We start from the raw sequence: 23,974 nt of genomic DNA on the forward strand, positions 1-23,974 counted from the left end.
GGATGAAAGCGGCACTCGGCACGGCGATGGTTCTGGCGGTTCTGGCAGGCGCTGCGGCGGGCCAGGTCGTCACGAAGCAGTACGATGACGGCGGCGTCTATGAGGGCACGTTCCGCAACGGCGTGCAGCACGGGCGCGGCAGCTATGAACTGCCAAGCGGCTATCGCTATGAGGGCGACTGGGTCGAGGGCCAGATCATGGGCCAGGGCCGGGCCGAGTTCCCGAACGGATCCGTCTACGAAGGCCAGTTCGTCCGCGGCAAGCCGGACGGGCTTGGCAAGATCACCTATGCCGATGGCGGCACCTACGAGGGCGAGTGGGTCGAGGGCGAGATCACCGGTCAGGGCATCGCGCGCTATGCCAACGGGTCCGTTTACGAAGGCCAGTTCGTCAAGGGCCTGCATGACGGCACGGGCGTTCTGACCCAGTCGAACGGCTATCGCTACGAAGGCGACTGGAAGGCCGGCGTCAAGGAGGGGCAGGGCCGGATCACCTATCCCGACGGCGCGACCTACGAAGGCGGGATGCTGGCCGGCCAGCGGGCCGGGCAGGGCAAGCTGGTGATGGCCGACGGGCTGACCTATGACGGGATCTGGGCCGCCGGCCAGATGTCGGGCAGCGGTGTTCTGGTCCAGCCCACCGGCGACCGCTACGAGGGCGAGATGGAAGGCGGCCGGCGTCAGGGCAAGGGCGTCGCCACCTATGCCAACGGCGATGTGTATGACGGCGAATTCGCCGACGACCGCCGCCACGGGCAGGGCACCTTCACCGGTGCCGACGGCTATGTCTATGTCGGCGAATGGGCCGAGGGGCGGATGCAGGGGCGTGGCCAGATTACCTACCCCGACGGGGCGGTCTATCTGGGCCAGATGCGCGCCGACCGCCCGCACGGGACCGGGAAGATCACCTATGCCGACGGCTCGACCTATGACGGCCAGTGGTCCGAGGGGGTGATCGAGGGCGATGGCCGCGCCACCTATGCCAATGGCATGGTCTATGAAGGCAGCTTCCGGAACGCGCGCAACGAAGGCCAGGGGCGGATGTCCTATCCCGACGGCTATGTCTATTCCGGCGCCTGGAAGGATGGACAGCGCCACGGCGAGGGGCAGGCGACCTATCCCGACGGCACGGTCTATACCGGCAGCTTCGTGAACGGGTTGCGCGAGGGCCAGGGGCGGCTGACCACGCCGGACGGCTTCGTCTATGAAGGCGGCTGGAAGGGCGGAGAGATCGACGGCGCAGGCGTCGCGACCTATGCCAACGGCGACCGCTATGAGGGGAACTTCACCGCCGGCAAACGCCAGGGACAGGGCGTCATGCAATATGCCACCGGCCAGGTCGCCTCTGGCGAGTGGGAGGACAACCGCCTTGTCGATGCTGACGAGGCTCCCGCGGATGCGCAGCCCGCCGAGGCGCCTGACCTGCCCGGCGAAAGCGGGGCGACCCCCTGATGCCCACCTTCCGCCGCGCCACTGCCGACGACCTGCCCGGCATCGTCGCCATGCTGGCGGACGATGCCCTGGGAGCCGCGCGAGAAACCAATGATATTGCGCCTTATCGCCAGGCCTTCGCCGCGATCGACGCCGATCCCAACCAGTTTCTCTGCGTTCTGGAGGAGGAGGGTCGGGTCATCGGCACGATGCAGCTGACCTTCATCGCGGGCCTGTCGCGGCGCGGCGCACGTCGTGGCCAGATCGAGGGCGTCCGCGTCCATCGCGACCATCGCGGCGGGGGCCTGGGGCGGCAGATGATCCTCTGGGCCATCGACCGCTGCCGGGCCGAGGGCTGCGCGCTAGTCCAGCTGACCACCGACCGCTCCCGCACCGACGCCCACCGGTTCTACGACAGCCTGGGCTTCAAGGCGTCGCACCTGGGGTACAAGCTGCCTTTGGACTAAGATCCAACAACAAGCACCGGCAGCCGGTTTCCGTGGTTCTGCAGGTTTGACCATCACCCTGCGTCGCATTCGGTGTAGGCGCGCCTTGATAGTCGGAACGGCGGGCGGCGCGGGCATGGCACGGATTGCCGCCACGTCTCACGCCTGTCCGGCGGCAGTGTCCGGACCGGCTTCAGTCCGCCGCCGCCAGAGCATGGACGGACAGCACGATCAGATGACCGCGATATTTTCGGCAGACCACGCCAACAGCCGTCCACAGCGGCCCCGGAACAATGGCGACAAGTTCTGGGGTTCTGGATTGCTGGGCAGGGCCCCGAACGTATCGAACAGCAGGATGACAAGCACCTGCTATACGGGCATCGACACCAGCACGACCGCCAGCGCGGCTGAACCGATGGTCTCCATTCAGGAACTCCGCCGTTCGTCGTCGTCGAAAAGACCTGTCACCGCGCGGCCGATCAGGTTGCCGACCTTGGGGCGGGGCTGGGACAGGAAGGGCAGCGGGCGGCAAACCTCCATCGCGGCGATGCCGACGCGGGCCGTCAGGGCGCCGTTGACCAGGCCTTCGCCGAAGCGGCGCGACAATTTGGACAGGATGCCGCCGCCGGCCATCGTGTGGACCAGGTCGTCGCCCGCCGCGACCGCGCCGGTGGCGATCAGGTGGGTCATCACCGTTCGGGCCAGCCGCCAGCCGCCCACGGCCCCGGCGCGGCCGCCATAGATCTCGGCCATGCGGCGGATCATCCGCAGGTTCGCTGCCAGCGCCGCCGCCACGTCGGCGAAGGCCAGCGGCACCAGCGCTGTTGTCGCGGCGACGGTGCGGGCCGCGGCCTCGATCTCGCGCCGGGCCTGCTGGTCCAGGCCGGACAGCAACTCGGATTCGGCCATCGTCAGCAGGGAGTGCGCGTCCAGCGGCTCGGCGCGCCTCTCGGCCAGTCGGTCGCGCTGCCATTTCAGATCAGCCCGGCGCGCGAACAGCACCATCAGCCCGTCGGTGACGGCCCGCGCCTGATCCAGGCTGCCATCGGCCAGGGCCGCGCCCGCCTGACGCTGCAGGTGGTCGATCCGCCCCAGACGCCGCCATGCCCACCACTCTCGCAGCGCCAGGCCAAGACAGGACAGCGTGAAGAGGGCAAACAGCGCCACAGCGATCCAGCCCAGCAGGGGATAGCTGGTCAGCAGCCGGTTGATGAAATCGAGCGCCGCCACCCCCAGCAGAAAGGTGAAGAGCGCGATCCCGCTGTTGATGAAGAACCGCGTCAGCCGGGACGGGCCGCGCCCGACCAGCCTGGTCACCATCTCCATGGTGCGCGGGCGGGGCAGGGGGGCGTCGCTGGTGTCGATGGGCGGCGCATCGGCGGGGCTGGGGGCCTCGTCTGTCGGTGTGCGAAGCTGGGGGCCGCGGGCCGGGGCCTTTGCGGCGGCGTCCAGATCCAGGATCACCGGACGGCGGGGGCGCTTCGGATCCTGGTTCATAGCCGGTCTCCGATCAGGAACTCGGCCGCGCGGTCCAGCCGGATGTGGGGCGGGCCGTCGCCCGGACGGGTCGTCAGGGGGGCGGGGGCGAAGTTCATCACGGCATAGTCCTGGTCCAGCCAGGCCACGGCTCCCTGCCGCGCCGGATGCAGCAGCATCGAGGGATCTGCGGGCAGTTCCCCCGCGAAGAAGGCCGCCTGCCGCCCATCGAGCAGCCGGCCGCGTACGGCGGGCAGTTCCTCGTCGCCCTGGGCAATCGTCTCCTCGGTCGTGGCGCGCAGGGCGGCGATGGCCATCGCCTCGGTCCGGGCGCCCTGGAAGTCGGCGCGGTCGCGCGCCTCTCTCAGCATGGATGACAGGATTGCGGTCAGCCGGTTGTGCTGGACGTGGTGCAGGTGGTCGGCCTTGGTCGCGGCGAACAGGATGCGTTCGACCCTGCGGCTGCCCAGAAGCTGGCCCAGCCAGCCAGCCCGGCCCGGACGAAAGGCCGACAGGATGTCGGCCATGGCGCGGCGCATGTCCTCGACCGCCTGGGGGCCCTGATGGATGGCGCCCAGCACGTCGACCAGCACCACCTGCCGGTCGATCCGGGCGAAATGGTCGCGGAAGAACGGCCGCACCACGCGGGACTTGTAGGCGTCGAAGCGGCGGCGAAACTCTCGGCCCAGCTTGCTGTCCATCAGGTCTGGCGGCAGCGGCGCAAAGGTCAGCGCCGGAGAGCCGGCAAGCTCTCCGGGGATGAGGAAGCGGCCGGGGGTGCAGTCTGACCAGCCGGCCTCTCGGGCGGCGTTCAGATGGACAGTATAGATGTCGGCCAGTTCCTGCGCCTGGGGTTCGGTGAAGGCGTCGCTTCGCGGCAGGGCCGCCAGCGCGGCGGTGAAGCGGTCCGCGCCGGGTCGGCCGGCGATCCGGTCCAGAACCTCGGCCGACCACTGGGCGAAGTCACGCTCCATCAGGCGCAGGTCCAAGAGCCATTCGCCGGGATAGTCGACGATGTCGAGATGCAGCGTCCGCGTCCCGCGCAGGCCCCCGAAGAGGCCGCCGCTTTCCAACCGCAGCGACAGGCGCAGCTGGCTGACATGGCGGGTCCCGTCCGGCCAGTGCGGGGCGGGGCCGGTCAGCGCGGCCAGGTAACGCTCGAAGTCGAAGCGCGGGATCGTGTCGTCGGGCTGCGGCTGAAGCCAGACCGCCTTGAGCCGACCGTCGGCGGCCGCCCGCAGCGACTGCATGCGCCCACGTTCCAGCAGGTTGGCGACCAGCGAGGTGATGAACACCGTCTTGCCCGCCCGCGACAGGCCGGTCACGCCGATCCGGACCACCGAATCCGAGAGGCCAAGCCCCTCCAACACGTCGCTTCGGATGCCCAATCGCCGCCCCTGTCGTTTCTGCCGCACCACCCAACGCCCGGTGGCGCGGATGGTTCGGACGATATCCCCTGCCGATTGGCTAATCCCGGTGGGGCCGGGTGGCAATGGCGCCATTGCCGATTGTGCTGTCAGTCCGCCAGGCGGTATCAGCGGTCGCATGTCACATGCGCTGCCGATCGACGATGTCCTGCCTGCCCTTCGCGACGCCGTCGCCCGTCACGGGCGGGCGGTGCTGGTCGCGCCGCCGGGCGCGGGCAAGACGACGCGGGTGCCGCTGGCGCTGATGGAGCAGATCGACGGCCGGATCGTTATGCTCGAGCCGCGGCGCCTGGCCGCGCGCGCCGCCGCCGAGCGGTTGGCCGAGAGCCTGGGCGAAGCCGTGGGCGGGCGCGTCGGCTATCGGATGCGGGGCGAGTCGGTGCGCGGATCGCGAATCGAGGTGGTGACCGAGGGCATCCTCACGCGGATGATCCAGTCCGATCCCGCGCTGGCGGGCGTCGGCTGCGTGATCTTCGACGAGTTCCACGAGCGCAGCCTGAACGCCGACCTGGGCCTTGCGCTGGTCTGGGAGGCGCGTGGGGCGCTGCGCGAGGATCTGGCCGTCGTGGTGATGTCGGCGACGCTGGATGCGGGGCCGGTGGCAGCCCTTCTGGACGATGCGCCCGTAGTAGTGTCGGAAGGGCGGGCTTTTCCGGTCGAGACGCGATGGCTGGAGCGTCCGATGCCCCCGGGTCTACGGCTGGCCGAGGAGGCCACGCGGCTGATCCTGCGGGCCGAGGGGGAAACGCGCGGCCTGGGCGGCACGATCCTGGCGTTCCTGCCGGGCGAGGGAGAGATTCGCCGGATGGCGGCTGCCTTGGGCGCATCCGGCTGCGAGGCGCTGCCGCTGTTCGGCGCGCTGCCGGCGGCGGCCCAGAGGGCGGCGCTGGCCCCGCCGGGACAGGTGCGGCGGATCGTCCTGGCGACGGCCATCGCCGAGACCTCGCTGACCATCCCCAAGGTGCGGGTCGTGGTCGATGCGGGCCGGGCGCGCCGGGCACGTTTCGATGCGGGCAGCGGCATGTCGCGACTGGTGACCGAGCGCGTCAGCCGCGCCGAGGCTGACCAGCGCCGTGGCCGCGCCGGGCGGGTCGCGCCGGGGATCTGCTATCGCATGTGGGCGCGGGCCGAGGAGGGGGCGCTGCCGGACTTCGCTCCGCCGGAAATCGCCGTGGCCGACCTCTCGGGCCTTGCACTGGAGCTGGCGGCCTGGGGGGCGGCGCCGGACGATCTGGCCTTCCTGACGCCGCCGCCCGAAGCGGGGATGGCCGAGGCGCGGGCCTTGCTGGCATCGCTCGAGGCGTTGGACCGCGACGGCCGGATCACCGACCACGGTCGGGCGATGGCGCGCCTGCCGCTGCATCCGCGGCTGGCGCACATGCTTGTTCGTGCAGGGCCGCAGGCGGCCGAACTGGCGGCGCTACTGTCGGAGCGTGACCCGTTGCGCGGCATCGGCGTGGATCTTCACCCGAGGCTGGAGGCGATCCGCGATCCGCGCGGGGCCTTCGCCCGGATCGGCCAGGAGCCGAACCGGGCGGCGGTGGAGCGCATCCGCAGCGAGGTCAAGCGCCTTGGCCGGGTGATTGCGTCCCGCGACGGCGGGGGGGACGAGGTCCCCCCCGCACCCCCCCTGCGGCGCCCCGAGCCCGCGGCCGAGGCGCGGCTGTCGGCTGGAGCGATGGCCTCACTGGCCTATCCGGACCGCATCGGGCTGCGGCGCCCTGGCAGTGATGCGCGGTTCGTCCTGTCCGGTGGCAAGGGTGCCGTCATCGACAATGACGATGCGCTGGCCGGCCAACGGCTGATCGTCGCGCTGGACCTGGACGGCGATCAGCGTGAGGCCAGGATCAGGCTGGCCGCGCCCCTGGACGAGGCGGACTTGCGGGCGATGCATGGCGACCGCATCGCGTTAGTCGAGCTTTGCGAGTGGTCCCGCCGAGAGGGTCGCGTGCTGGCGCGCGTGCAGGAGAGGCTCGGGGCGCTGGTCCTGTCGGAGCGGCCCTGGTCCGACGTTCCGCCGACGGCGATTGCCGAGGCCGCGCTGCAGGGGTTGCGGCAGGACGGGCTGCGTTGGAGCGCTGCTGCGGCAAGGCTGCGGGCGCGGATCGCGTTGCTGCACGCCACGGGCGCTGAGGTGGCGCCGGTGGACGATGCCAGCCTGCTGGCGGATGGCGATTGGCTGCTGCCATGGCTGGTCCGCGCAAGGACGTTGCAGGACCTGCGGGCGCTGGACCTGTCAGAGCCGTTGAAGGCGCGGCTTGGCTGGGACGGCCAGCAGCGGCTGGATCGGGAGGTGCCGGCCCATTTCGAGACCCCGCTGGGGCGGCGGGTGGCCATCGACTATGACGGCGACGAGCCGTCGATCGAGCTGCGCCTGCAGGAACTGTTCGGTGTGACGCGGCATCCGGTCGTGGGTGGCAGGCCGCTGCGCATCACGCTGCTGTCGCCGGGGCAGCGCCCCGTGCAGGTGACGATGGATCTTCCCGGCTTCTGGGCAAGTTCTTATGCCGATGTCAGGAAGGACATGCGCGGGCGGTACCCCCGCCATCCCTGGCCCGAGGATCCCACGGCCGCCGATCCGACGCTGCGCGCCAAGCCGCGCGGTACCTGAGGTCTTGCGATCCGCAGGCAGCGGCGCACCTGATGCCGGAGGAGCGGCGTCGATGTGGCCATGCAGACTGGCGGCATCGGCCTCAGCGCGGTGCGCTCATGGCCGAGGTGGATCGGCCGGAACCTCGTCTCGAAGCGGTTCAGGCGCCCCAAGCTGAACATCAATCCGGGCATCCGTCAGTCGCGCCGCCTTGTCGCCGGCGTCTTCTGCAGGCTGCAGGAACCTGTCGCGTGGCACCTCTGCAAGAAGCGGAGCCGACCGAAGGCAGCTCTGACAGCGCCTAGTCGATGGCGCGGATCAGCTTCCTGTCCAGCACCCGCAGCACCTGCGCAAGGTCGTGGCCGCGCTTGAGGACGCGGCCGTCCATGCCGATCACGGCATAGGCGCCCTGGGCGGCACGTAGGCGCGGGCGCTTTTCGATCCGGTAGAGCGGATGTTCGGCGGCGCGGCGGAAGACGCTGAAGATCGCCACGTCGCGCAGGAACGACATGCCATAATCGCGCCATTCGCCGGCGGCGACGAAACGGCCATAGGTCGACAGGATCAGCCCAAGCTCTTTTCGGTCGAAGACGACGCGGTCGGGATCGGCCTGGAGCGGCGGGCTTGCATTCATCATGATGGGATGGTGACACCCCGCCCGCCGCAAATCAATGCCGAACGGATCAGTAGCAGCTGACCTTCGAGATGCGGCCGTTCGGCGCATATTCGATGTTCAGCCGCTCGGGCCGGAAATCGGCAGTGACCATGTCCTCGGGGCCGATGACGCGGGTGTTCAGCGGGAAGTTCATCCGCTCCAGCACGTCGCGGGGCTGGCCGATCAGCCCCTGATAGCCTTCGGCGCCGCACTGGTCGGGGGCCTCGACCGGGGGTTCGGGCTGGACCGGAACGGGTTCGCAGGCGGCAAGGAGGCCGGCTGAAAGGGTCAGAAGAAGGGCTGTCTGGCGCATATGTTTCATCCGCAATCCACCTTGGTGATGATGCCCGCCGCGTCGAGGCGGAAGACGATCCGGTTAGGGTCGTAGTCCTGCGGCTCGATGCCGCGGTATTCGACGACGCGATAAGTCTTGGTCAGGCCCAGTCCGGCGATGGCGCTGGAGGGTTGGCCCACCGCCGCCGAATGCGTGCGCGCGCCGCAGAGGTCGGGCTCACGCTCGGTCAGGCCGCTGATTCCGTCAACCGGGGCGGGCGCCGGGGCGGCGACGGGAATGGTCGCAACTGCAGCGGGCAGCGCCGGAGCGGGGGCATAGGCCGGCGCGGGGTAGGGGGCCGGAGCATAGGGGGCAGCAGGTGCCGCATAGGGCGCCGCGCCCGGCGGAGGCATGCGATAGCCGGATGAGGCGCAGCCCGCGACCGCGCCGATAACCGCCACCATGGCGGCGCGTGAAATCAATGCCTTGCAGCCCATTGCCCGTCACCTCTGCCGGTCCTGTCCCGGACCTTGTTCTTGCCTCACCATAGAAGCAGCCACCCGCCTTGAGAAGTCGCCGCCCGCATCACGTTTCGATCATCGCAGGAATGCCACAGTGCCTGCCCGGCGTCATCGGTGGTGGCGGCGGGTTCCGCTTTGCCCTAGCCTCGGCCTAGCAACGGCCTGCGATGACATCAGGAGGAGTAGCAGCCATGTCAGTCAATACCACCTCGTTCCGCGAATCAGTCGAGCGCATGTTCACCCACGCCGCCGGGCTGATGGAGCTTGCGCCGGGGCTGGAGGAGAAGATCCGGGTCTGCAACTCGACCTATACCGTCCGCTTCGGCGTCCGCCTGCGCGGGCAGATCCACACCTTCACCGGCTATCGTTCCGTTCATTCCGAACATATGGAGCCCGTGAAGGGCGGCATCCGATATTCGCTGGACGTGAACCAAGACGAGGTCGAGGCGCTGGCCGCGCTGATGACCTATAAATGCGCGCTGGTCGAGGTGCCGTTCGGCGGGTCGAAGGGCGGGCTGCGGATCGACCCCCGCGCCTGGAACGAGGACGAGCTGGAGCGGATCACCCGCCGTTTCACCTACGAGCTGTCGCGCCGGAACCTGATCTCGCCCAGCCAGAACGTGCCCGCCCCCGACATGGGTACGGGCGAGCGCGAGATGGCTTGGATGGCCGACGCCTACAAGCGGCTGCATCCCGACGACATCAACGCCAAGGCCTGCGTGACCGGCAAGCCCCGCCATGCCGGCGGCATCGACGGACGGGTCGAGGCGACCGGACGGGGCGTACAATATGCCCTGCGGGAGTTCTTCCGCCACGACGACGTGATGAAGAAGGCGGGCCTGGCCGGCACGCTGGCCGGCAAGCGGGTCATCGTGCAGGGCCTGGGGAACGTGGGCTACCACGCCGCCCAGTTCCTGTCGGTCGAGGACAAGGCGCTGGTCACCTGCGTGATCGAGCGTGACGGCGCCATCGTGAACCCGCAGGGCATCAACATCGACGCGTTGCGCGGCCATATCCGCGCCACGGGCGGCATCAAGGGCTTTGTCGGCGGCGACTATCGCGAAAACGGTCTGGCGGCGCTGGAGGATGAGTGCGACATCCTGGTTCCCGCCGCGGTTGAAAGCGTGATCCATGCCGGCAACGCCGAGCGGATCAACTGCAAGCTGATCATCGAGGCTGCGAACGGTCCTGTCACCGCCGACGCCGACGAGATCCTGCGCCGCAAGGGCATCGTCATCATCCCCGACATGTATGCCAACGCCGGCGGCGTGACCGTGTCCTACTTCGAATGGGTCAAGAACCTGTCGCAGATCAGCCTGGGCCGGCTGGAGCGTCGCCACGAGGAGGCCCGCGCGCGGATGCTGGTCGAGGAGCTGGAGAGGATTTCGGCCGATACCGGCACGAACTTTGAACTGGCCCACGGCTTCAAGGAGGCGTTCCTGCACGGCGCCGACGAGCTGGACCTGGTCCGGTCGGGCCTGGACGACACGATGCGCGAATCCTTCAAGAAGATGAAGGAGGTGTGGATGAGCAATCCGAAGGTCGGGGACATGCGCACCGCCGCCTATGTCGTGGCGATCCGGCGGATCTCGAACGTCTATCACTCGCTGGGGCTGTAAGGACCTGCGGGACGCGCGGCGGGGCGTCAGTCCCGCGGCGCGGCGGCGCGGCGCAGGCGGTCGTTGATCGCCGCGCCGAGGCCGTGGTCGGGGATCGGCGCGACCGAGATCGGGCGCCCGAACTCATCGGCGCGGCGCAGAAGGTCGAAAAGCCGCGCCGCCGCCTGCGTCAGGTCGCCGCTGTCTGACAGGCTGAACGGTCCGGGCTGGCCGAAACCCAGATGCGTCTCTCCCGGCCGGGGCGACGCGTTCAGCCGCAGCGGTGCGTTCGGCGCGTAATGGCTGGTCAGCTGCCCCGGCGCGCTTGGCGCCGAGGGATCGCCGTGATGCGCGGCGAGGGGCTGGCCGAGGGCGGCCTCGATTTCTTCGGCGGCGATGCCTCCGGGGCGGAGCAGCGTCGCGCGGCCGTCTGGCCAGCCGATGATGGTCGATTCGACGCCGACCGGGCAGGGACCCGCGTCCAGCACCGCGGCGATGCGACCGTCGAGCCCGCCCTGCGGGTCGAGGACGTGATCGGCGCTGGTCGGGCTGATCCGACCCGACGCATTGGCCGAGGGCGCCGCAAGCGGCGCACCGCTGGCCCGCAGCAGCGCCTGAGCCGCCGGATGGGCGGGAACGCGCAGGCCGATGGTGGGCAGCCCCGCCGTCACCAGCGACGCAATGCGGCTGTCCGCCCGCAGCGGCAGGACCAGCGTCAGCGCCCCCGGCCAGAAGCGTTCGGCCAGTAGCCGCGCCTGCGGATCAAGATCGGCCAGCGCCTCGGCCGCGGCAATGTCGGCGACATGCACGATCAGCGGGTTAAAGCTGGGCCGCCCCTTGGCCTGATAAATGCGGGCCACCGCCTCTGCGTTGCGGGCATCGGCGGCAAGGCCATAGACCGTCTCGGTCGGAATTGCGACGCATTGGCCCTGCGCCAGCAGGTCAGCGGCGCGGGCCAGGCCAGTGGCATCGGCTGACAGTCGCAGGGTCTGCATCGTGACGCGGGGTTCCGGTTGAGCCTGAATGGGTCGCGGCCCAAGATGCCGCCTGACCGTCGTTCATAGTTGCGCAGGCGCCCGATGCCAAGGCGCCAGGAGGAGAACCCGATGAGCTACAAGGCCCCGGTCGAGCAGATCGACTTCATCCTGTCCCACGTCGTGCCCTTTGGCGAGCTTGCCCGCACGGAGCGCTTTGCCGAAGCCACGGCAGAGACGGCAACCGCCATCCTGTCTGAGGCCGGCAAGCTGGCCCAGAACATGCTGGCGCCGCTAAACCGGGCCGGCGACGAACATCCGGCGCGGCTGGAGAACGGCGTGGTGCGGGCCTCTCCGGGCTTCGCCGATGGATTCAGGGCGATCGCCGAGGGCGGCTGGGTCGGCGTGTCGGCCGATCCCGAATACGGCGGCATGGGCCTGCCGCAGGCGCTGAACATGGCCGTGGCCGAGATGATGTCGGGCGCCTGCCTGTCGTTGCAGCTGAACCCGCTGCTGACGCAGGGGCAGATCGAGGCGCTGGAGCATCACGCCAGCGACGAGCTGAAGTCGCTCTATCTGCCCAAGCTGATCGGCGGCGAATGGTCGGGGACCATGAACCTGACCGAACCGGGTGCGGGCAGCGATGTGGGTGCGCTGACGACGCGGGCGGAACCGGCAGGAGACGGCACCTACCGGATCACGGGGCAGAAGATCTATATCACCTGGGGCGACAGCGACGTGACTGCCAATACCTGCCACCTGGTGCTGGCGCGGCTGCCTGGGGCTGCGAAGGGCACGCGCGGCATCAGCCTGTTCATGGTGCCAAAGCTGATCCCCGACGACCGGGGCGAACCGGGCGTCTTCAACAGCCTCAAGGTCGTCAGCCTGGAGGAGAAGCTGGGCATCCACGGCAGCCCGACCTGCGTGATGTCTTACGAAGGCGCCACCGGCTGGCTGGTCGGAGAAGAGCACAAGGGCATGGCCGCGATGTTCACGATGATGAACGTCGCCCGCCTTGGCGTCGGCATGCAGGGCGTGGGCGTGGCCGAGGCGGCGCTGCAGAAGGCCGTGGCCTATGCCATCGACCGCGACCAGGGCGGCGCAATTATCGGTCATCCCGACGTGCGCCGCATGCTGGCCACCGGCCGTGCCGAGGTCTTTGCGGCCCGTGCCATCGGGCTGGCATGCGCGACAGCCATCGACATGGCCCGCGCGACCAGCGAGTCCGACCATGCCGCCCGCGCCGCGTTCCTCACGCCCATCGCCAAGGCCTATGGCACCGATGTCGGCATCCGCGTGGCCGACATGGGCGTGCAGGTGCACGGCGGCATGGGCTATGTCGAGGAGACGGGCGCCGCGCAGTACCTGCGGGATGTGCGCATCACCTCGATCTATGAAGGCACCAACGGCATCCAGGCGATGGATCTGGTCGGGCGCAAGCTGGCCGACGGCGGCGACGCCGCCATGCGCCTGGTGGACGAAGTGACCGACGGGGCCAAGGCTGCGCAGTCGGCGCATCCGGACCTGGCGCACCAGCTGTGGCAGGCGGCCGAGACGCTGCGCGAGGCGACGCAGGCCCTGCTGGACCGGGACATGCCTGATCGCTTCGCCGGCGCGGTGCCCTTCCTCAACGCCTTTGCGCGGGTGCTGGGCGGGCACTACCACCTGCGGGCGGCGCTGGCGGGCGGCAAGGCGCATCAGGCGCTGGCGCGCACCTTCATGGCCCGCGTCCTGCCCCGCTATGCCGGTGATCTGGCCGAGGTTCAGGCCGGCGTGGCCGACCTTCTGGCGCTTGACGATGCGGCGCTGGCGGGCGATCAGGCGGCATGATCCGCACCCCGCATCCCGCGCCGCCCGCCGAGGGCGAGGCGATGACCATCGCACCAGGCGTGCTGTGGATGCGGCTGCCGCTGCCCATGGCGCTGGACCACGTCAACGTCTATGCGCTGGAGGATGACGACGGCTGGACCGTCGTCGACACCGGTTTCGACAGCCGGCGCGGGCGCGCGATCTGGGACGGGCTGCGGGACGGACCGCTTCAGGGCCGTCCCATCCGGCGCGTGATCGGCACGCATCACCACCCCGACCATATCGGCCTGGCCGGCTGGTTCATGGACCGCGACGGGGCCGAGCTGATGATCAGCCGCACCGCCTGGCTGATGGCGCGGATGCTGGTCCTGGACGTGCAGGACGCCGCCACCCCTCAGGCGCTGGACTTCTGGCGCCGTGCCGGGATGCCCGCCGACCTGCTGGCCCGCCGCCAGGCCGAACGTCCGTTCAACTTCAACGACGTCGTCCACCCGCTGCCGCCCGGCTTCACCCGGCTGAGCGAGGGAGATACCGTGGCCTTCGGTCGCCGCCGCTGGCGCGTGGCGATGGGTCACGGGCACGCGCCCTGCCACGCGACCTTCTGGTCGCTGGACGACAACCTGGTGATCGGCGGCGACCAGCTTCTGCCCTCGATCTCGCCGAATCTCGGCGTCTATCCGACCGAGCCCCTGGCCGATCCGGTGGGCGAGTGGCTGGAAAGCTGCACCCGCCTTCTGGGGCAGGCGCGGGACGACCAACTGGTCCTGCCGGGGCACAAGCTGCCCTTCACCGGGCTGCCCTTCCGCCTGTCTCAGCTGATCCAGAACCACCTGACCGCGCTGTCGCGCCTGACGGACGCGCTGACGGCGGGACCGCGCACCGCGGTCGGCTGCTTCGATGTCCTCTTCAAGCGCCGCATCGGCGACAGCGAATTCGGGCTGGCCATGGTCGAGGCCGTGGCCCATGTGAACCATCTGCATCGCGCTGGCGTGATCCGGCCCGTGGGCGAAACGGATGGCGCGGTGCTGTGGGGGGCGTGACAGGCGCGGCGCTTTCGGCTATCGCACAGGCAAACCATTCCAAGAGGGCAGCCATGGCCAACCAGCACGAGAAAACCGAAGCCACTCCGGGGACGATGGACCTGACCGAGCATCGCAAGACCTTCGCGGGCTTCCTGCGCATGACCCAGTGGGTGATCATCCTGTCGCTGGTCGTGCTGATCTTCCTTGCCTTGACGAACGCCTGATCGGCCGGTCATGAAGAGACGCGTTTTCCTTGCTGCGGCCGCGCCGGCTGTCTTGGGGGCCTGCGGCGGCCAGAAGATCTGGGCCAGCGACGAACGGCTGCGCGCCGCCCGCTTCGTGTCTGACGAGCCGCCATCGATCACGCTGTTCACGGTGATCGGCATCCCGCGCGGCGAGGGCGGACATTCCGGGCTGATGATCAACGGCAGCCAGCGGGTCATCTATGACCCGGCAGGCAGCTGGCAGCACCCGAACATCCCAGAACGCAACGACGTGCTTTACGGGATCACCGACAACTTCAAGAACTTCTACATCGACTACCACGCCCGCAAGACCTATTGGGTGGCCGAGGACACGATCCCCGTGCCGCTGGAGATCGCAGACCTGGCGATCCGCCGGGCGGAACAGAACGGCCCCGGAGGAAAAAGCTTCTGCGCCGTCGAATCCAGCAAGGTCCTGTCGGGGGTTCCGGGGTTCGAGACCGTGCCGCGCGGCTTTTCGCCGCTGCGCCTGCGCCGCTGGTTCCTGGCGCAGCCGAACGTGATCTCGAAGCGTCATCAGGACGGCGACCCGGCCAACAACCACGACGTGCTTCTGCGCCAGAAGAACGGGCAGATCGTCGGCTACAACATGTAAAGCAGGCCCGCCAGCGTGACGCCCCCGGCCAGGATGGCCAGCGTCACGTTGCGGGTCAGCACGCCCATGGCCACGGTGACGGCGGCGGCGGCCATGCGCGCCGGATCGGGCGCGCCCCCGGTCGCGGCGGGCCAGACGACCAGCGGCGCGACCAGCGCAGGCAGCACGGCCACCGGCGTATAGCGCAGCATCCGCATGAACCAGCCGGGCATCTGACGGTCGCCGAGCGCGCCAAGGAACGACCAGCGGATCAGATACGTTCCCGCGCCCAGCACCAGGATGATGACCCAGATCGTCGCATCCGATATCTGCATGCTCAGCTTGCCCTCTGCTCGGCCCTGACCTCGACCAAGGCGCCCGCGCCCATGCCCAGGGGCGCCGCGATCAGCAGTCCCAGCCCCGATGGCAACCTCGCCAGAAGCAGCGCCGCCACGATGGCCACAAAGCAGGCGACCAGATGCGCAGGCGTCCGCAGCATGGGCGCGATCATCGCCAGGAAGGTGATCGGCATTGCGAAATCCAGCGCTATGTCGTCCGGGATCGCCTGTCCGACCGTTGCGCCCGCCCAGGTGGAGATCATCCAGGGCACGCAGACCACCGCCGCCGCTCCCGCGAAATAGGCCAGCCGCTGCGTGACCGACAGCTTCGGGTGGCGTTCGTAATGCTGGATGGACAACGCATAGCTCTGATCGACCAGGGCATAGGCGACCCAGGCCTTCTGTCCCGGCGTCGCATGCCGCAGCCATGGCAGCAACGAGGCCGAATACATCGCCATCCGCAGGTTCACCGCCAGCGCCGACAGGATCACGATGATCACCGGCGCATTGTCGCTGAGCAGCTGGACAGCCGTGAACTGCGACGCGCCGGCCAGGACCAGCACCGAAAATCCCATGACCTGGGCAATGTCCAACCCGGCCTCGGTCGCAACGACCCCGAACAGCAGCGCGAATGGCACGATCACGACCATGAAGGGCAGCGACTGGACCACGCCGTGACGGAAGGCCGCGCGCGGGCTGCGCGCCAATGCGCGGGTCGAGGCGTCGTCGGCGGCTGACTGCCGGGCGGCGGCCTGTGACGGGGGCGGGGATGACATGGTGCTTTCGTCCGTTCGCGGTTCGCGCCACCTTGCTTGCACGACACGCAAACCATGACAAGGCCGTCCCATGCAGATCCTGCACCCGATCCCGGACGAGGCGCTGCCACGGGCGACCGCCCTGTGGCGGGCGCATTTCGGGCTTATGGCCTGGCCCCGGCATCTGCGGCCGTTGCACGGGATCGTGGCGGTGGGGCCGTCGGGGCAGGTTCTGGGCGTCATGGGGTTGCGCGACGCGTCCGGCGGGGCGCCGGCAGCGGCATTGCCTGCGCCGCCCTGGCTCTTCCGCCCGGCGCCGCCGACCGGCGATCTGGTCATCGACGGGCTTGCGGTGTCCGATCCGGGGCAGGGGACGGGACGGGCGCTGGTGGCCGAGGCGCTGCGGCGGGCGCGCCTGCGGCGTCACCCCGGCCTGCGGGCCGAGGTCCGGGCGCGCAACCGTGGGGCGCTGGCCTTCTATGACAGGCTGGGTTTCGCCGAGGAAGCCCGCGGCCGCTATGGCCTGCCCTGGTGGGGGCAGGTCCATGTGCTGCGGCTGGCGGCCTAGCCGAAGACGCCCGACACGCGGCCCAGCAGCATGAAGGCGCGGGCGGTGCGGCTGTCGGCCAAGACCGCGATCTGCAGGTCGTCCAGCTTTGGCACCAGACGGGCCAGAAGGCCATCGACATGGCGCAGGAAATGGTGGGCGGTATCGCGGAAGATCTCGTCGTCGCGCATCATCGCGGCGGCGATCTCCAGCGCATCGGGCTGGCGGATGCCGCCAAGCGCCGCGACAGCGCTGCCGCGCCCGCCCTCGGCATAGCGGCGCCAGGTCTCGGGCCGCGTGGGTTCGGGCGGCAGGTCGTCCATATAGACGTCGCGCCCGGCCAGCAGCGTCACCACGTCCTGCGCCGCCCGCAGCACCTTGGAATTGGCCTTGTCGCGCAGCGCCTGGCGCAGGGCCTCGATGGCCTCGGCGTCGTCGGGGCCGTCGGGGAAGTTCAGCGCGCGGATCAGGGTCGCGGGATCGACCTCGGCCTGTTCGGCAGGGTCTGGCTGTGCCGGCGCCGGGGCAGCGGCCCGCGTCGGGGCCGGTGGCCGCGGCCGCGCGACTGGCGCGGGGCGGGCGGGCTGCGGTTCGGGGGCGGACATGCGCACCCCTTCGGGCATATCCATCCGCACACTCTCGGATATGTCCTCGTCCGGGCAGGGCGTGCGCATCTGCGACAGGTGGTGGCGCAGGTCGTCGGTCTCGGCCCGCAGGACGGCCAGTTCGCGCGCCTGCGCGACGCCCAGCCAGACCAGCGCGATGGGCAGCACGATGCCCGCCACCGACACGAGGAAGCCGACGCCGCCGCCGCTGTCGGGATCACCCGGAGACAGCAGCCAGAACAGCGCGACAAGGAACAGCCAGATGCCGGTGATGGTCAGGCCGACCGTCGTGATACGGTCGCGATGCGACAGGCTGGCGATGCGGGCGATCAACGACATATCCTCAACCGTAGCGGATCTCGACGATCTCGTAGCTGCGAAGACCGCCGGGGGTGGTGACGTCGACGCTGTCGCCTTCGTCCTTGCCGATCAGCGCACGGGCCAGCGGCGAGCGGATGTTCAGAAGCCCGTGCTCGATGTCGGCCTCGGCCTCGCCCACGATCTGATAGGTGCGCTCTTCCTCGGTGTCCTCGTCGATCAGCTTGACGGTGGCGCCGAACTTGATGCTGCCCGACAGCCTGGCGGGGTCGATCACCTCGGCGCGCGACAATAGTCCCTCAAGCTCCTTGATGCGGCCCTCGATGAAGCCCTGCTTTTCGCGGGCGGCGTGGTATTCGGCGTTCTCGGACAGGTCGCCATGCTCGCGCGCCTCGGCGATGGCGCGGATGATGGCGGGACGTTCCTTGGATTTCAGCTCGCCCAGTTCGCGCTCGAGCGACTGAAAGCCGGTCGGGGTCATCGGTATCTTTTCCATCGCTGCCCTGTCCTTCGTGGGATGCGGTTGTCCTGCGGATGCTAAGTCAACGCCCCTGCCATGCAAGGATGGCAGGGGCGTTTGACGTGTGTCCGGGTCATCGTGACCCGAATTTCTCGCCGTTTGCAAGACCGCTTGCCGAGGGCGGCAAGTTTAAGCGTGGCGCATTGCCGCGTTGTCATTGCCCCTGTGCGCGCACCGCGCTAAATCCTGTCCAGCCAGAACGCCAAGGGAGGATGCCAGCACATGACAGAGGCGGCGGGGATCGAACGCGAATCCATGGAATACGACGTCGTGATCGTGGGGGCGGGGCCTGCGGGCCTGTCGGCGGCGATCCGGCTGAAGCAGATCGATCCCGAGCTTTCGGTGGTGGTGCTGGAGAAGGGGTCCGAGGTCGGCGCGCACATCCTGTCGGGTGCGGTGCTGGACCCCTGCGGCCTGACCCGCCTGATCCCGGACTGGAAGGACAAGGGCGCGCCGCTGAACACGCCCGTGACCGACGACAACTTCTATGTGCTGGGCGAAAACGGCCAGATGCGCATGCCGAACTGGCCGATGCCGCCGCTGATGTCGAACCACGGCAATTACATCGTCAGCATGGGCAATGTCTGCCGCTGGATGGCCGAGCAGGCCGAGGAGCTGGGAGTCGAGATCTTCCCCGGCATGGCCGCCAGCCAGGTCGTCTGGGACGGCGACCGGGTCAAGGGCGTGGTCGCCGGCGAATTCGGGCGGAACCCCGACGGCAGCATCGGCGACGGCTATGAGCCGGGGATGGAGCTGCACGGCAAGTACGTGTTCATCGCCGAGGGCGTGCGCGGCAGCCTTGCCAAGCAGATCAACGAGCGCCTGAACCTGACCTCCGCGACCGATGCGCAGAAGTTCGGCCTCGGCATGAAAGAGATCTGGGAGGTCGCCCCCGAGAAGTTCCAGCAGGGCCGCGTCGTGCACACGATGGGCTGGCCTCTGGGCAAGAACGCTGGCGGCGGCAGCTTCATCTATCACCTGGAGAACAATCAGGTTCTGGTCGGCTTCGTCGTCCACCTGAACTACGAGAACCCATATCTGTATCCCTATATGGAGTTTCAGCGCTTCAAGCACCACCCGATGGTCGCCGAGCTGCTGGAGGGCGGCAAGCGCGTCGCCTATGGCGCCCGCGCCATCAGCGAGGGCGGCTGGCAGTCGCTGCCGCAGCTGTCCTTCGATGGGGGCGTCCTGCTGGGCTGCTCGGCCGGCATGGTCAACGTGCCGCGCATCAAGGGCAACCACAACGCCATGATCTCGGGGATCGAGGCCGCCGATGCCGCCGCCGCCGCCATCATGGCGGGCCGCGAGGGCGACCGGCTGACCGCCTATGACGACGCCGTGCGCGGCGGCGCGATCGGCCAGGATCTCAAGCGTGTCAGGAACGTCAAGCCGATCTGGTCGCGCATGGGCCTGACGGCCAGCATGATGCTGGGCGCGGCCGACATGTGGGTGGCGAACCTGACCGGCTGGAACCCGATGGGCACGTGGAAGCACGGCAAATCCGACGCGGCTGCGACCGGCAAGGCCAAGGATCACAAGAAGATCGACTATCCCCGGCCCGACGGCGTGCTGTCCTTCGACCGGCTGACCAACGTGGCCTTTTCCTTTACCAATCACGAAGAAAGCCAGCCCTGCCACCTGAAGCTGCGCGACCCCTCGGTGCCGATCCGCGTGAACCTGCCGGAATATGCCGAGCCTGCGCAGCGCTATTGTCCCGCCGGCGTCTACGAGGTGGTCGAGGACGAGGGTGGTCCGCGCTTCGTCATCAACTTCCAGAACTGCGTCCACTGCAAGACCTGCGACATCAAGGATCCCAGCCAGAACATCGTCTGGACCACGCCGCAGGGGGGCGACGGGCCGAATTACCCGAACATGTGATGCGCCGGCCGGGACCGGGGGCGTTGCGGCGCTCCGGTCCCGCCGTTAGGCTGTCCGGAACGCAAACGTGATTTCGGACAGGCCGCCCTTGACCCAGACCCAGAACCAGACCTGCCGGACGCTGTCGCGCCTTGCGCTTGTCGCGGCGCTGCTGGCCCCCATGCCGGCGCTGGCGCAGCAGGAGGATCGCCCGGACCCGCGGCCCGCGCAGGAACAGCCGGCGCCCCAGATGAAGGGTCTTGCCGGACCCTATCTTGCCGCGCGGATGGCCACGGTCGAGAACGATTTCCGCGCTGCGGCCCGCTATTATGCGCAGGCCTCGGCCAAGGATCCCGCTGATGTCTATCTGCAGGACAGCGCCCTGGTCGCGCTGTCCTCGGCCGGAGAGGTCGACAAGGCGGCCGAACTGGCCGAGAGCATGGTCGAATCCGGCCGCGACACCGAACTGGCGGGGCTTTTGCGCCGCGCCCAGCTGATCCGCGCCAGCGACTGGGACGGCCTCCTGGCCCTGATCGCCGCCGACAGCGACCCCGCCCGTCCGATCGAGAACGACCTTCTGGACGGCACCATGCAGGCTTGGGCCATGCTGGGCGCCGGTCGCGCGCAGGACGCGCTGGCGAAGTTCGAGGAAATGGCCGCCGCCGACGGGATCGGCCCGATCGTGAACTATCATCTGGCGCTGGCCCGCGCGCTGGTCGGCGACTATGAATCCGCGGATCGCCTGCTGGAGCAGTCCGAGGCCGGAAGCCCGCTTCTGGGCGTGATCGCCCGCGTCCAGATCCTGGCGCAGCTCGACCGCCAGGACGAGGCGCTGGCCCTGCTGGAGAGCCTGCCGGGGATCGAGGCCGAGCCGCAGCTTCTGAAGCTGCGCCAACGCCTGCAAGCCGGGCAGCCGGTGCCCTTCGACGTGATCGCCGGCCCTGCCGACGGGATCGCGCACCTGCTGCTGTCCTTCGCTTCGGCACTGTCGGGCAGCCCCGACCCCGAGCCTCTGGCCCTGATCCATGCCCGGCTGGCTGCCTGGATCTCGCCCGAGAACCCCGAGGCGCGGCTGATGGTCGCCCAGCTTCTGCAGGACCGCCTGCAGTTCGACTTGGCCGAGACAGAATTCGAGGCCGTGCGCCGCATGGGCGAGATGCGTCCGCAGGCCGAACTGTCGCGCATCGACGCCCTCTCCGGCGCCGGCCGCCACGATGAGGCGGAGCGGGCCGCGCTGGCCCTGACCGCCGCCTATCCCGACCTTGCGCAAGCGTGGATCGCGCTTGGCGATGTGACGCGGCAGCAGGAGAAGTTTCGCGAATCGATCCCCAGCTATGACAAGGCGCTGACGCTGCTGCAGGACGCTCCGGCCGAGCAGCGGTGGTTCCCGCTCTATGCTCGCGGCATCGCGCTGGAGCGGTCGGGCCTGTTCGACCGCGCCGAGGCGGACCTGCTTGCCGCCCTCGAGATCCGTCCTGACCAGCCGAGCCTGCTGAATTACCTAGGCTATTCCTGGATCGACCGGGGCGAGAACCTGGAACGCGCACTGGGGATGATCGAACGGGCGGTCGAACTGTCACCGGGCGACGGCTACATCCTTGATTCGCTGGCTTGGGCCTATTACCGCCTGGGCCGTTACGAAGAGGCCGTCTCGCCGATGGAGCAGTCGATCGCGACCATGGCCTCGGACCCGCTGGTCAACGACCACCTGGGCGACATCTACTGGATGGTCGGCCGCGAGCGAGAGGCCCAGATCCAGTGGCGCCGTGCGCTTTCGCTGGAGCCCGGCGAAAGCGGCGAGGTCGATCCCGACCGCATCCGCGACAAGCTTGAACGCGGCCTTGATGCCGTGCTGGCCGACGAGGCCGCCACCGGGGCCGAGGAACCGCCGCGGGCCGAGGCTGACGCCAGCGAATGACGACAACCGCAACGGCCCTGGTCGAGCCCGCCCCCGCCAAGCTGAACCTGGCGCTGCACGTCACGGGGCGGCGCGACGATGGCTATCACCTGCTTGATTCGCTGGTCTGCTTCGCGACCGCCGGCGATGTCGTCACTGTGGAACCCGGCCCGCTGTCCCTGCAGGTCGACGGACCCTTCGCCGAAGGCCTTTCGGCCGATGACGACAACCTGTGCCTGCGCGCCGCCCGGCTGGCCGGACTGGATGCCAGGATCCGTCTGACCAAGAACCTGCCTGTCGCCTCTGGCATCGGCGGCGGCTCGGCCGATGCGGCGGCGGTCCTGCGCCTGGCCCGGCGCATGGGCCGCGAACTGCCGCAGATGCCGGAAAGGCTGGGCGCTGACGTCCCGGTCTGCGTCGCGTCGATTCCCGCCCGGATGCAGGGCACCGGAGAGATCCTGACCCCGCTGCCGCCCCTGCCGCCCCTGCACCTGGTGCTGGCGAACCCGCGCATCGCGTTGTCCACGCCGCAGATCTTCGCGCGACTGGGCCGCCGCGACAACGCGCCGCTGCCTCAGGTTCCTTCCTTCGCCGATGTCCGCGCACTGGTCGCCTGGCTTTCGGCCACGCGCAACGACCTCGAACCGGCCGCCATCGACGCCGCCCCGGTCATCGCCCAGGTCCTGCAAGCGATGACGGCGAACGGTGCCGCATTCGCCCGGATGTCCGGGTCCGGCGCGACGTGCCTGGGCATCTTTGACCGCCCACAGACGGCGCAGGCCGCCGCCGCCGCGCTGGCCCGGCACGGCTGGTGGACGGTCGCGACCGAACTGGCGCCCGCCCCGCCTGCCGGCTAAAGTGCCTGCAACTTCAGCGGAGGATCCCATGCTGCGCCTTGGCGTCAATATCGACCACGTCGCCACCATCCGTAACGCCCGCGGCACCCCTTGGCCGGACCCGCTGCGTGCCGCCCGCATCGCCGAGGCTGCCGGCGCCGACGGCATCACCGCCCACCTGCGGGAAGACCGCCGCCATATCAGCGATGCCGATATCGATGCATTGATGGCGAACCTGACGCTGCCCCTGAACCTGGAAATGGCCGCCACGGCGGAAATGCAGGCCATCGCCCTGCGCCATCGCCCCCACGCCGTCTGCCTCGTTCCCGAAAAGCGCGAGGAACGCACGACCGAGGGCGGCCTGGACGTGGCCGGCAACGACAACATGCTGGCCGATTTCATCGCCCCGCTGCGCGATGCCGGCTGCCGCGTATCGCTGTTCATCGGTCACGAGGAGGAGCAGATCCGTGCCGCCGCCCGCATCGGTGCCGCGGTGGTGGAACTGCATACCGGGGCCTACTGCGACCTGGACACCGAGGGGCGGCATGCGGATCGCGACGCCGAACTGGCCGCGCTTCGCGACGCGGCGGCAATCGCCCATGACCTGGGGCTTGAGGTTCATGCCGGCCACGGCCTGACCTTCGACACCGTCGGCCCTGTCGCCGCCATCCCGCAGCTGGCCGAGCTGAACATCGGCCATTTCCTGATCGCGGAATCAGTCTTCACCGGCCTGGGCGAGGCCATCGCCCAAATGCGCCGCTGCATGGATTCCGCACGGACGTGACTTCTTCTTTGTCCAAATACCCATCGGACCCATCGGCATGATCCTCGGCATCGGCACGGATCTGGCCAATATCGACCGAATTCGAGCAACGCTCGACCGTTTCGGTGACCGCTTCCGCCACCGTGTCTTCACCGACACCGAATTGGCCAAGGCCGCGCGCCGCGCGGACGAGGCCGGGACGCTGGCCAAGCGATGGGCCGCCAAGGAGGCATGCTCCAAGGCACTCGGCACCGGGCTGGCCATGGGGATCAGCTGGCGCGACATGGCGGTGGCGAACCTGGGGTCCGGCCAGCCGGTGATGGCGCTGACGGGCTGGGCGGCCGAACGTCTGGCCGCGATGACGCCGCCCGGCCATCACGCGGTCGTGCATGTCACGTTGACCGACGACCACCCCTGGGCGCAGGCTTTCGTGGTGATCGAGGCGCGCCCGGGGCCGGCGCAACCTTGACTTTGTCCCC

24 protein-coding genes are annotated in these 23,974 nt (G+C 69.3%); 14 read left to right on the top strand and 10 right to left on the bottom strand.

The annotated features are described in order from the left end of the window. Positions 1-2 precede the first annotated feature (2 nt). Positions 3-1,451 carry an MORN repeat-containing protein gene (locus OC184_RS00750; protein WP_265505233.1) on the top strand — a complete coding sequence of 483 codons (1,449 nt, stop codon included), beginning with the start codon at positions 3-5 and terminating at the stop codon, positions 1,449-1,451. Then, complete coding sequence (locus tag OC184_RS00755) at positions 1,451-1,897, top strand: GNAT family N-acetyltransferase (protein WP_265505235.1); 447 nt, start codon at positions 1,451-1,453, stop codon at positions 1,895-1,897. The genes OC184_RS00750 and OC184_RS00755 overlap by 1 nt, the downstream gene beginning before the upstream one ends. A 405-nt stretch (positions 1,898-2,302) precedes the next feature. Here OC184_RS00755 and OC184_RS00760 read toward each other — a convergent pair whose 3' ends face one another. Both OC184_RS00760 and OC184_RS00765 read right to left on the bottom strand, forming a co-directional pair. After that, positions 2,303-3,373 (bottom strand): YcjF family protein, encoded by a 1,071-nt coding sequence (locus OC184_RS00760; protein ID WP_265505237.1) that lies wholly within the window; start codon positions 3,371-3,373, stop codon positions 2,303-2,305. After that, positions 3,370-4,740, bottom strand: coding sequence for a YcjX family GTP-binding protein (locus OC184_RS00765; protein WP_265505238.1), 1,371 nt, complete (start codon positions 4,738-4,740; stop codon positions 3,370-3,372). Before OC184_RS00765 ends, OC184_RS00760 begins: the two co-directional genes overlap by 4 nt. A 157-nt stretch (positions 4,741-4,897) precedes the next feature. Here OC184_RS00765 and hrpB point away from each other — a divergent pair, with 157 nt between their 5' ends. Further along, on the top strand, positions 4,898-7,390 hold the full coding sequence (gene hrpB / locus OC184_RS00770) for an ATP-dependent helicase HrpB (RefSeq protein WP_265505239.1): 2,493 nt from the start codon (positions 4,898-4,900) through the stop codon (positions 7,388-7,390). 280 nt (positions 7,391-7,670) lie between these two features. On the opposite strand, the gene OC184_RS00775 is transcribed toward hrpB, so the two are convergent. The 3 genes from OC184_RS00775 to OC184_RS00785 are packed head-to-tail and all read right to left on the bottom strand — an operon-like array spanning position 7,671 to position 8,795. After that, entirely contained in the window at positions 7,671-8,003 is a 333-nt protein-coding gene (locus OC184_RS00775; RefSeq protein ID WP_378926364.1) for a DUF2794 domain-containing protein, read from the bottom strand. 49 nt (positions 8,004-8,052) lie between these two features. After that, on the bottom strand, positions 8,053-8,346 hold the full coding sequence (locus tag OC184_RS00780; protein ID WP_265505241.1) for an I78 family peptidase inhibitor: 294 nt from the start codon (positions 8,344-8,346) through the stop codon (positions 8,053-8,055). After that, a complete protein-coding gene (locus OC184_RS00785) occupies positions 8,343-8,795 on the bottom strand; it encodes a hypothetical protein (protein WP_265505243.1) in 453 nt (150 codons plus the stop codon). Before OC184_RS00785 ends, OC184_RS00780 begins: the two co-directional genes overlap by 4 nt. Positions 8,796-9,010: 215 nt before the next feature. Here OC184_RS00785 and OC184_RS00790 point away from each other — a divergent pair, with 215 nt between their 5' ends. Further along, positions 9,011-10,438: a Glu/Leu/Phe/Val family dehydrogenase gene (locus OC184_RS00790; protein ID WP_265505244.1), complete on the top strand. Its 1,428-nt coding sequence runs from the start codon at positions 9,011-9,013 to the stop codon at positions 10,436-10,438. A gap of 26 nt (positions 10,439-10,464) precedes the next feature. Here OC184_RS00790 and OC184_RS00795 read toward each other — a convergent pair whose 3' ends face one another. After that, positions 10,465-11,412: an L-threonylcarbamoyladenylate synthase gene (locus OC184_RS00795; RefSeq protein WP_265505245.1), complete on the bottom strand. Its 948-nt coding sequence runs from the start codon at positions 11,410-11,412 to the stop codon at positions 10,465-10,467. 111 nt (positions 11,413-11,523) lie between these two features. On the opposite strand from OC184_RS00795, the gene OC184_RS00800 reads away from it, so the two are divergent. From OC184_RS00800 to OC184_RS00815, 4 genes are read left to right on the top strand one after another with little or no spacing between them, the layout of a single operon-like run. Beyond that, a complete protein-coding gene (locus OC184_RS00800; RefSeq protein ID WP_265505246.1) occupies positions 11,524-13,221 on the top strand; it encodes an acyl-CoA dehydrogenase in 1,698 nt (565 codons plus the stop codon). Beyond that, positions 13,218-14,240: an MBL fold metallo-hydrolase gene (locus OC184_RS00805; RefSeq protein ID WP_265505247.1), complete on the top strand. Its 1,023-nt coding sequence runs from the start codon at positions 13,218-13,220 to the stop codon at positions 14,238-14,240. The genes OC184_RS00800 and OC184_RS00805 overlap by 4 nt, the downstream gene beginning before the upstream one ends. Before the next feature lie 53 nt (positions 14,241-14,293). Then, a complete protein-coding gene (locus tag OC184_RS00810) occupies positions 14,294-14,446 on the top strand; it encodes an aa3-type cytochrome c oxidase subunit IV (protein WP_265505249.1) in 153 nt (50 codons plus the stop codon). Between the two features lie 10 nt (positions 14,447-14,456). Next, the gene (locus tag OC184_RS00815; protein WP_265505250.1) at positions 14,457-15,080 is read left to right on the top strand and encodes a hypothetical protein; all 624 of its coding nucleotides are present in this window, start codon (positions 14,457-14,459) and stop codon (positions 15,078-15,080) included. Here OC184_RS00815 and OC184_RS00820 read toward each other — a convergent pair. Together OC184_RS00820 and OC184_RS00825 are read right to left on the bottom strand one after the other, a co-directional pair. Continuing rightward, positions 15,068-15,394, bottom strand: coding sequence for an AzlD domain-containing protein (locus OC184_RS00820; RefSeq protein ID WP_265505251.1), 327 nt, complete (start codon positions 15,392-15,394; stop codon positions 15,068-15,070). The two genes, OC184_RS00815 and OC184_RS00820, sit on opposite strands and share 13 nt — an antisense overlap. 2 nt (positions 15,395-15,396) lie before the next feature. Next, positions 15,397-16,173 carry an AzlC family ABC transporter permease gene (locus OC184_RS00825; RefSeq protein WP_265505252.1) on the bottom strand — a complete coding sequence of 259 codons (777 nt, stop codon included), beginning with the start codon at positions 16,171-16,173 and terminating at the stop codon, positions 15,397-15,399. Between the two features lie 70 nt (positions 16,174-16,243). Between OC184_RS00825 and OC184_RS00830 the strand changes: the two genes are divergently transcribed. Continuing rightward, a complete protein-coding gene (locus OC184_RS00830) occupies positions 16,244-16,720 on the top strand; it encodes a GNAT family N-acetyltransferase (RefSeq protein WP_265505253.1) in 477 nt (158 codons plus the stop codon). On the opposite strand, the gene OC184_RS00835 is transcribed toward OC184_RS00830, so the two are convergent. Continuing rightward, complete coding sequence (locus OC184_RS00835) at positions 16,717-17,637, bottom strand: hypothetical protein (protein WP_265505254.1); 921 nt, start codon at positions 17,635-17,637, stop codon at positions 16,717-16,719. The genes OC184_RS00830 and OC184_RS00835 overlap by 4 nt on opposite strands. A 10-nt stretch (positions 17,638-17,647) precedes the next feature. Continuing rightward, positions 17,648-18,118: a transcription elongation factor GreA gene (greA, locus tag OC184_RS00840; RefSeq protein ID WP_265505255.1), complete on the bottom strand. Its 471-nt coding sequence runs from the start codon at positions 18,116-18,118 to the stop codon at positions 17,648-17,650. A 246-nt stretch (positions 18,119-18,364) separates the two neighbouring features. On the opposite strand from greA, the gene OC184_RS00845 reads away from it, so the two are divergent. From OC184_RS00845 to acpS, 5 genes are all read left to right on the top strand, one after another. Next, complete coding sequence (locus OC184_RS00845) at positions 18,365-20,020, top strand: electron transfer flavoprotein-ubiquinone oxidoreductase (RefSeq protein WP_265505257.1); 1,656 nt, start codon at positions 18,365-18,367, stop codon at positions 20,018-20,020. A gap of 88 nt (positions 20,021-20,108) precedes the next feature. Continuing rightward, positions 20,109-21,917, top strand: coding sequence for a tetratricopeptide repeat protein (locus tag OC184_RS00850; protein WP_265505258.1), 1,809 nt, complete (start codon positions 20,109-20,111; stop codon positions 21,915-21,917). Next, a complete protein-coding gene (locus tag OC184_RS00855; protein WP_265505260.1) occupies positions 21,914-22,753 on the top strand; it encodes a 4-(cytidine 5'-diphospho)-2-C-methyl-D-erythritol kinase in 840 nt (279 codons plus the stop codon). The genes OC184_RS00850 and OC184_RS00855 overlap by 4 nt, the downstream gene beginning before the upstream one ends. A 28-nt stretch (positions 22,754-22,781) precedes the next feature. After that, entirely contained in the window at positions 22,782-23,516 is a 735-nt protein-coding gene (locus OC184_RS00860) for a pyridoxine 5'-phosphate synthase (protein WP_265505263.1), read from the top strand. Positions 23,517-23,553: 37 nt separating this feature from the next. Continuing rightward, complete coding sequence (gene acpS / locus OC184_RS00865) at positions 23,554-23,964, top strand: holo-ACP synthase (RefSeq protein ID WP_265505265.1); 411 nt, start codon at positions 23,554-23,556, stop codon at positions 23,962-23,964. Positions 23,965-23,974 lie beyond the last annotated feature (10 nt).

This window comes from Paracoccus rhizosphaerae (genome assembly GCF_026162645.1).
Lineage (GTDB): Bacteria > Pseudomonadota > Alphaproteobacteria > Rhodobacterales > Rhodobacteraceae > Paracoccus > Paracoccus rhizosphaerae.

Bases quoted from the DNA above. Each gene is read 5' to 3' on its own strand.
- greA (WP_265505255.1), bottom strand. From the start codon at position 18,118: ATGGAAAAGATACCGATGACCCCGACCGGCTTTCAGTCGCTCGAGCGC.
- OC184_RS00785 (WP_265505243.1), bottom strand. From the start codon at position 8,795: ATGGGCTGCAAGGCATTGATTTCACGCGCCGCCATGGTGGCGGTTATC.
- OC184_RS00790 (WP_265505244.1), top strand. From the start codon at position 9,011: ATGTCAGTCAATACCACCTCGTTCCGCGAATCAGTCGAGCGCATGTTC.
- hrpB (WP_265505239.1), top strand. From the start codon at position 4,898: ATGTCACATGCGCTGCCGATCGACGATGTCCTGCCTGCCCTTCGCGAC.
- OC184_RS00810 (WP_265505249.1), top strand. From the start codon at position 14,294: ATGGCCAACCAGCACGAGAAAACCGAAGCCACTCCGGGGACGATGGAC.
- OC184_RS00755 (WP_265505235.1), top strand. From the start codon at position 1,451: ATGCCCACCTTCCGCCGCGCCACTGCCGACGACCTGCCCGGCATCGTC.
- OC184_RS00795 (WP_265505245.1), bottom strand. From the start codon at position 11,412: ATGCAGACCCTGCGACTGTCAGCCGATGCCACTGGCCTGGCCCGCGCC.
- OC184_RS00860 (WP_265505263.1), top strand. From the start codon at position 22,782: ATGCTGCGCCTTGGCGTCAATATCGACCACGTCGCCACCATCCGTAAC.
- OC184_RS00800 (WP_265505246.1), top strand. From the start codon at position 11,524: ATGAGCTACAAGGCCCCGGTCGAGCAGATCGACTTCATCCTGTCCCAC.
- OC184_RS00855 (WP_265505260.1), top strand. From the start codon at position 21,914: ATGACGACAACCGCAACGGCCCTGGTCGAGCCCGCCCCCGCCAAGCTG.
- acpS (WP_265505265.1), top strand. From the start codon at position 23,554: ATGATCCTCGGCATCGGCACGGATCTGGCCAATATCGACCGAATTCGA.
- OC184_RS00820 (WP_265505251.1), bottom strand. From the start codon at position 15,394: ATGCAGATATCGGATGCGACGATCTGGGTCATCATCCTGGTGCTGGGC.
- OC184_RS00830 (WP_265505253.1), top strand. From the start codon at position 16,244: ATGCAGATCCTGCACCCGATCCCGGACGAGGCGCTGCCACGGGCGACC.
- OC184_RS00805 (WP_265505247.1), top strand. From the start codon at position 13,218: ATGATCCGCACCCCGCATCCCGCGCCGCCCGCCGAGGGCGAGGCGATG.
- OC184_RS00825 (WP_265505252.1), bottom strand. From the start codon at position 16,173: ATGTCATCCCCGCCCCCGTCACAGGCCGCCGCCCGGCAGTCAGCCGCC.
- OC184_RS00775 (WP_378926364.1), bottom strand. From the start codon at position 8,003: ATGAATGCAAGCCCGCCGCTCCAGGCCGATCCCGACCGCGTCGTCTTC.
- OC184_RS00760 (WP_265505237.1), bottom strand. From the start codon at position 3,373: ATGAACCAGGATCCGAAGCGCCCCCGCCGTCCGGTGATCCTGGATCTG.
- OC184_RS00815 (WP_265505250.1), top strand. From the start codon at position 14,457: ATGAAGAGACGCGTTTTCCTTGCTGCGGCCGCGCCGGCTGTCTTGGGG.
- OC184_RS00845 (WP_265505257.1), top strand. From the start codon at position 18,365: ATGACAGAGGCGGCGGGGATCGAACGCGAATCCATGGAATACGACGTC.
- OC184_RS00750 (WP_265505233.1), top strand. From the start codon at position 3: ATGAAAGCGGCACTCGGCACGGCGATGGTTCTGGCGGTTCTGGCAGGC.
- OC184_RS00780 (WP_265505241.1), bottom strand. From the start codon at position 8,346: ATGAAACATATGCGCCAGACAGCCCTTCTTCTGACCCTTTCAGCCGGC.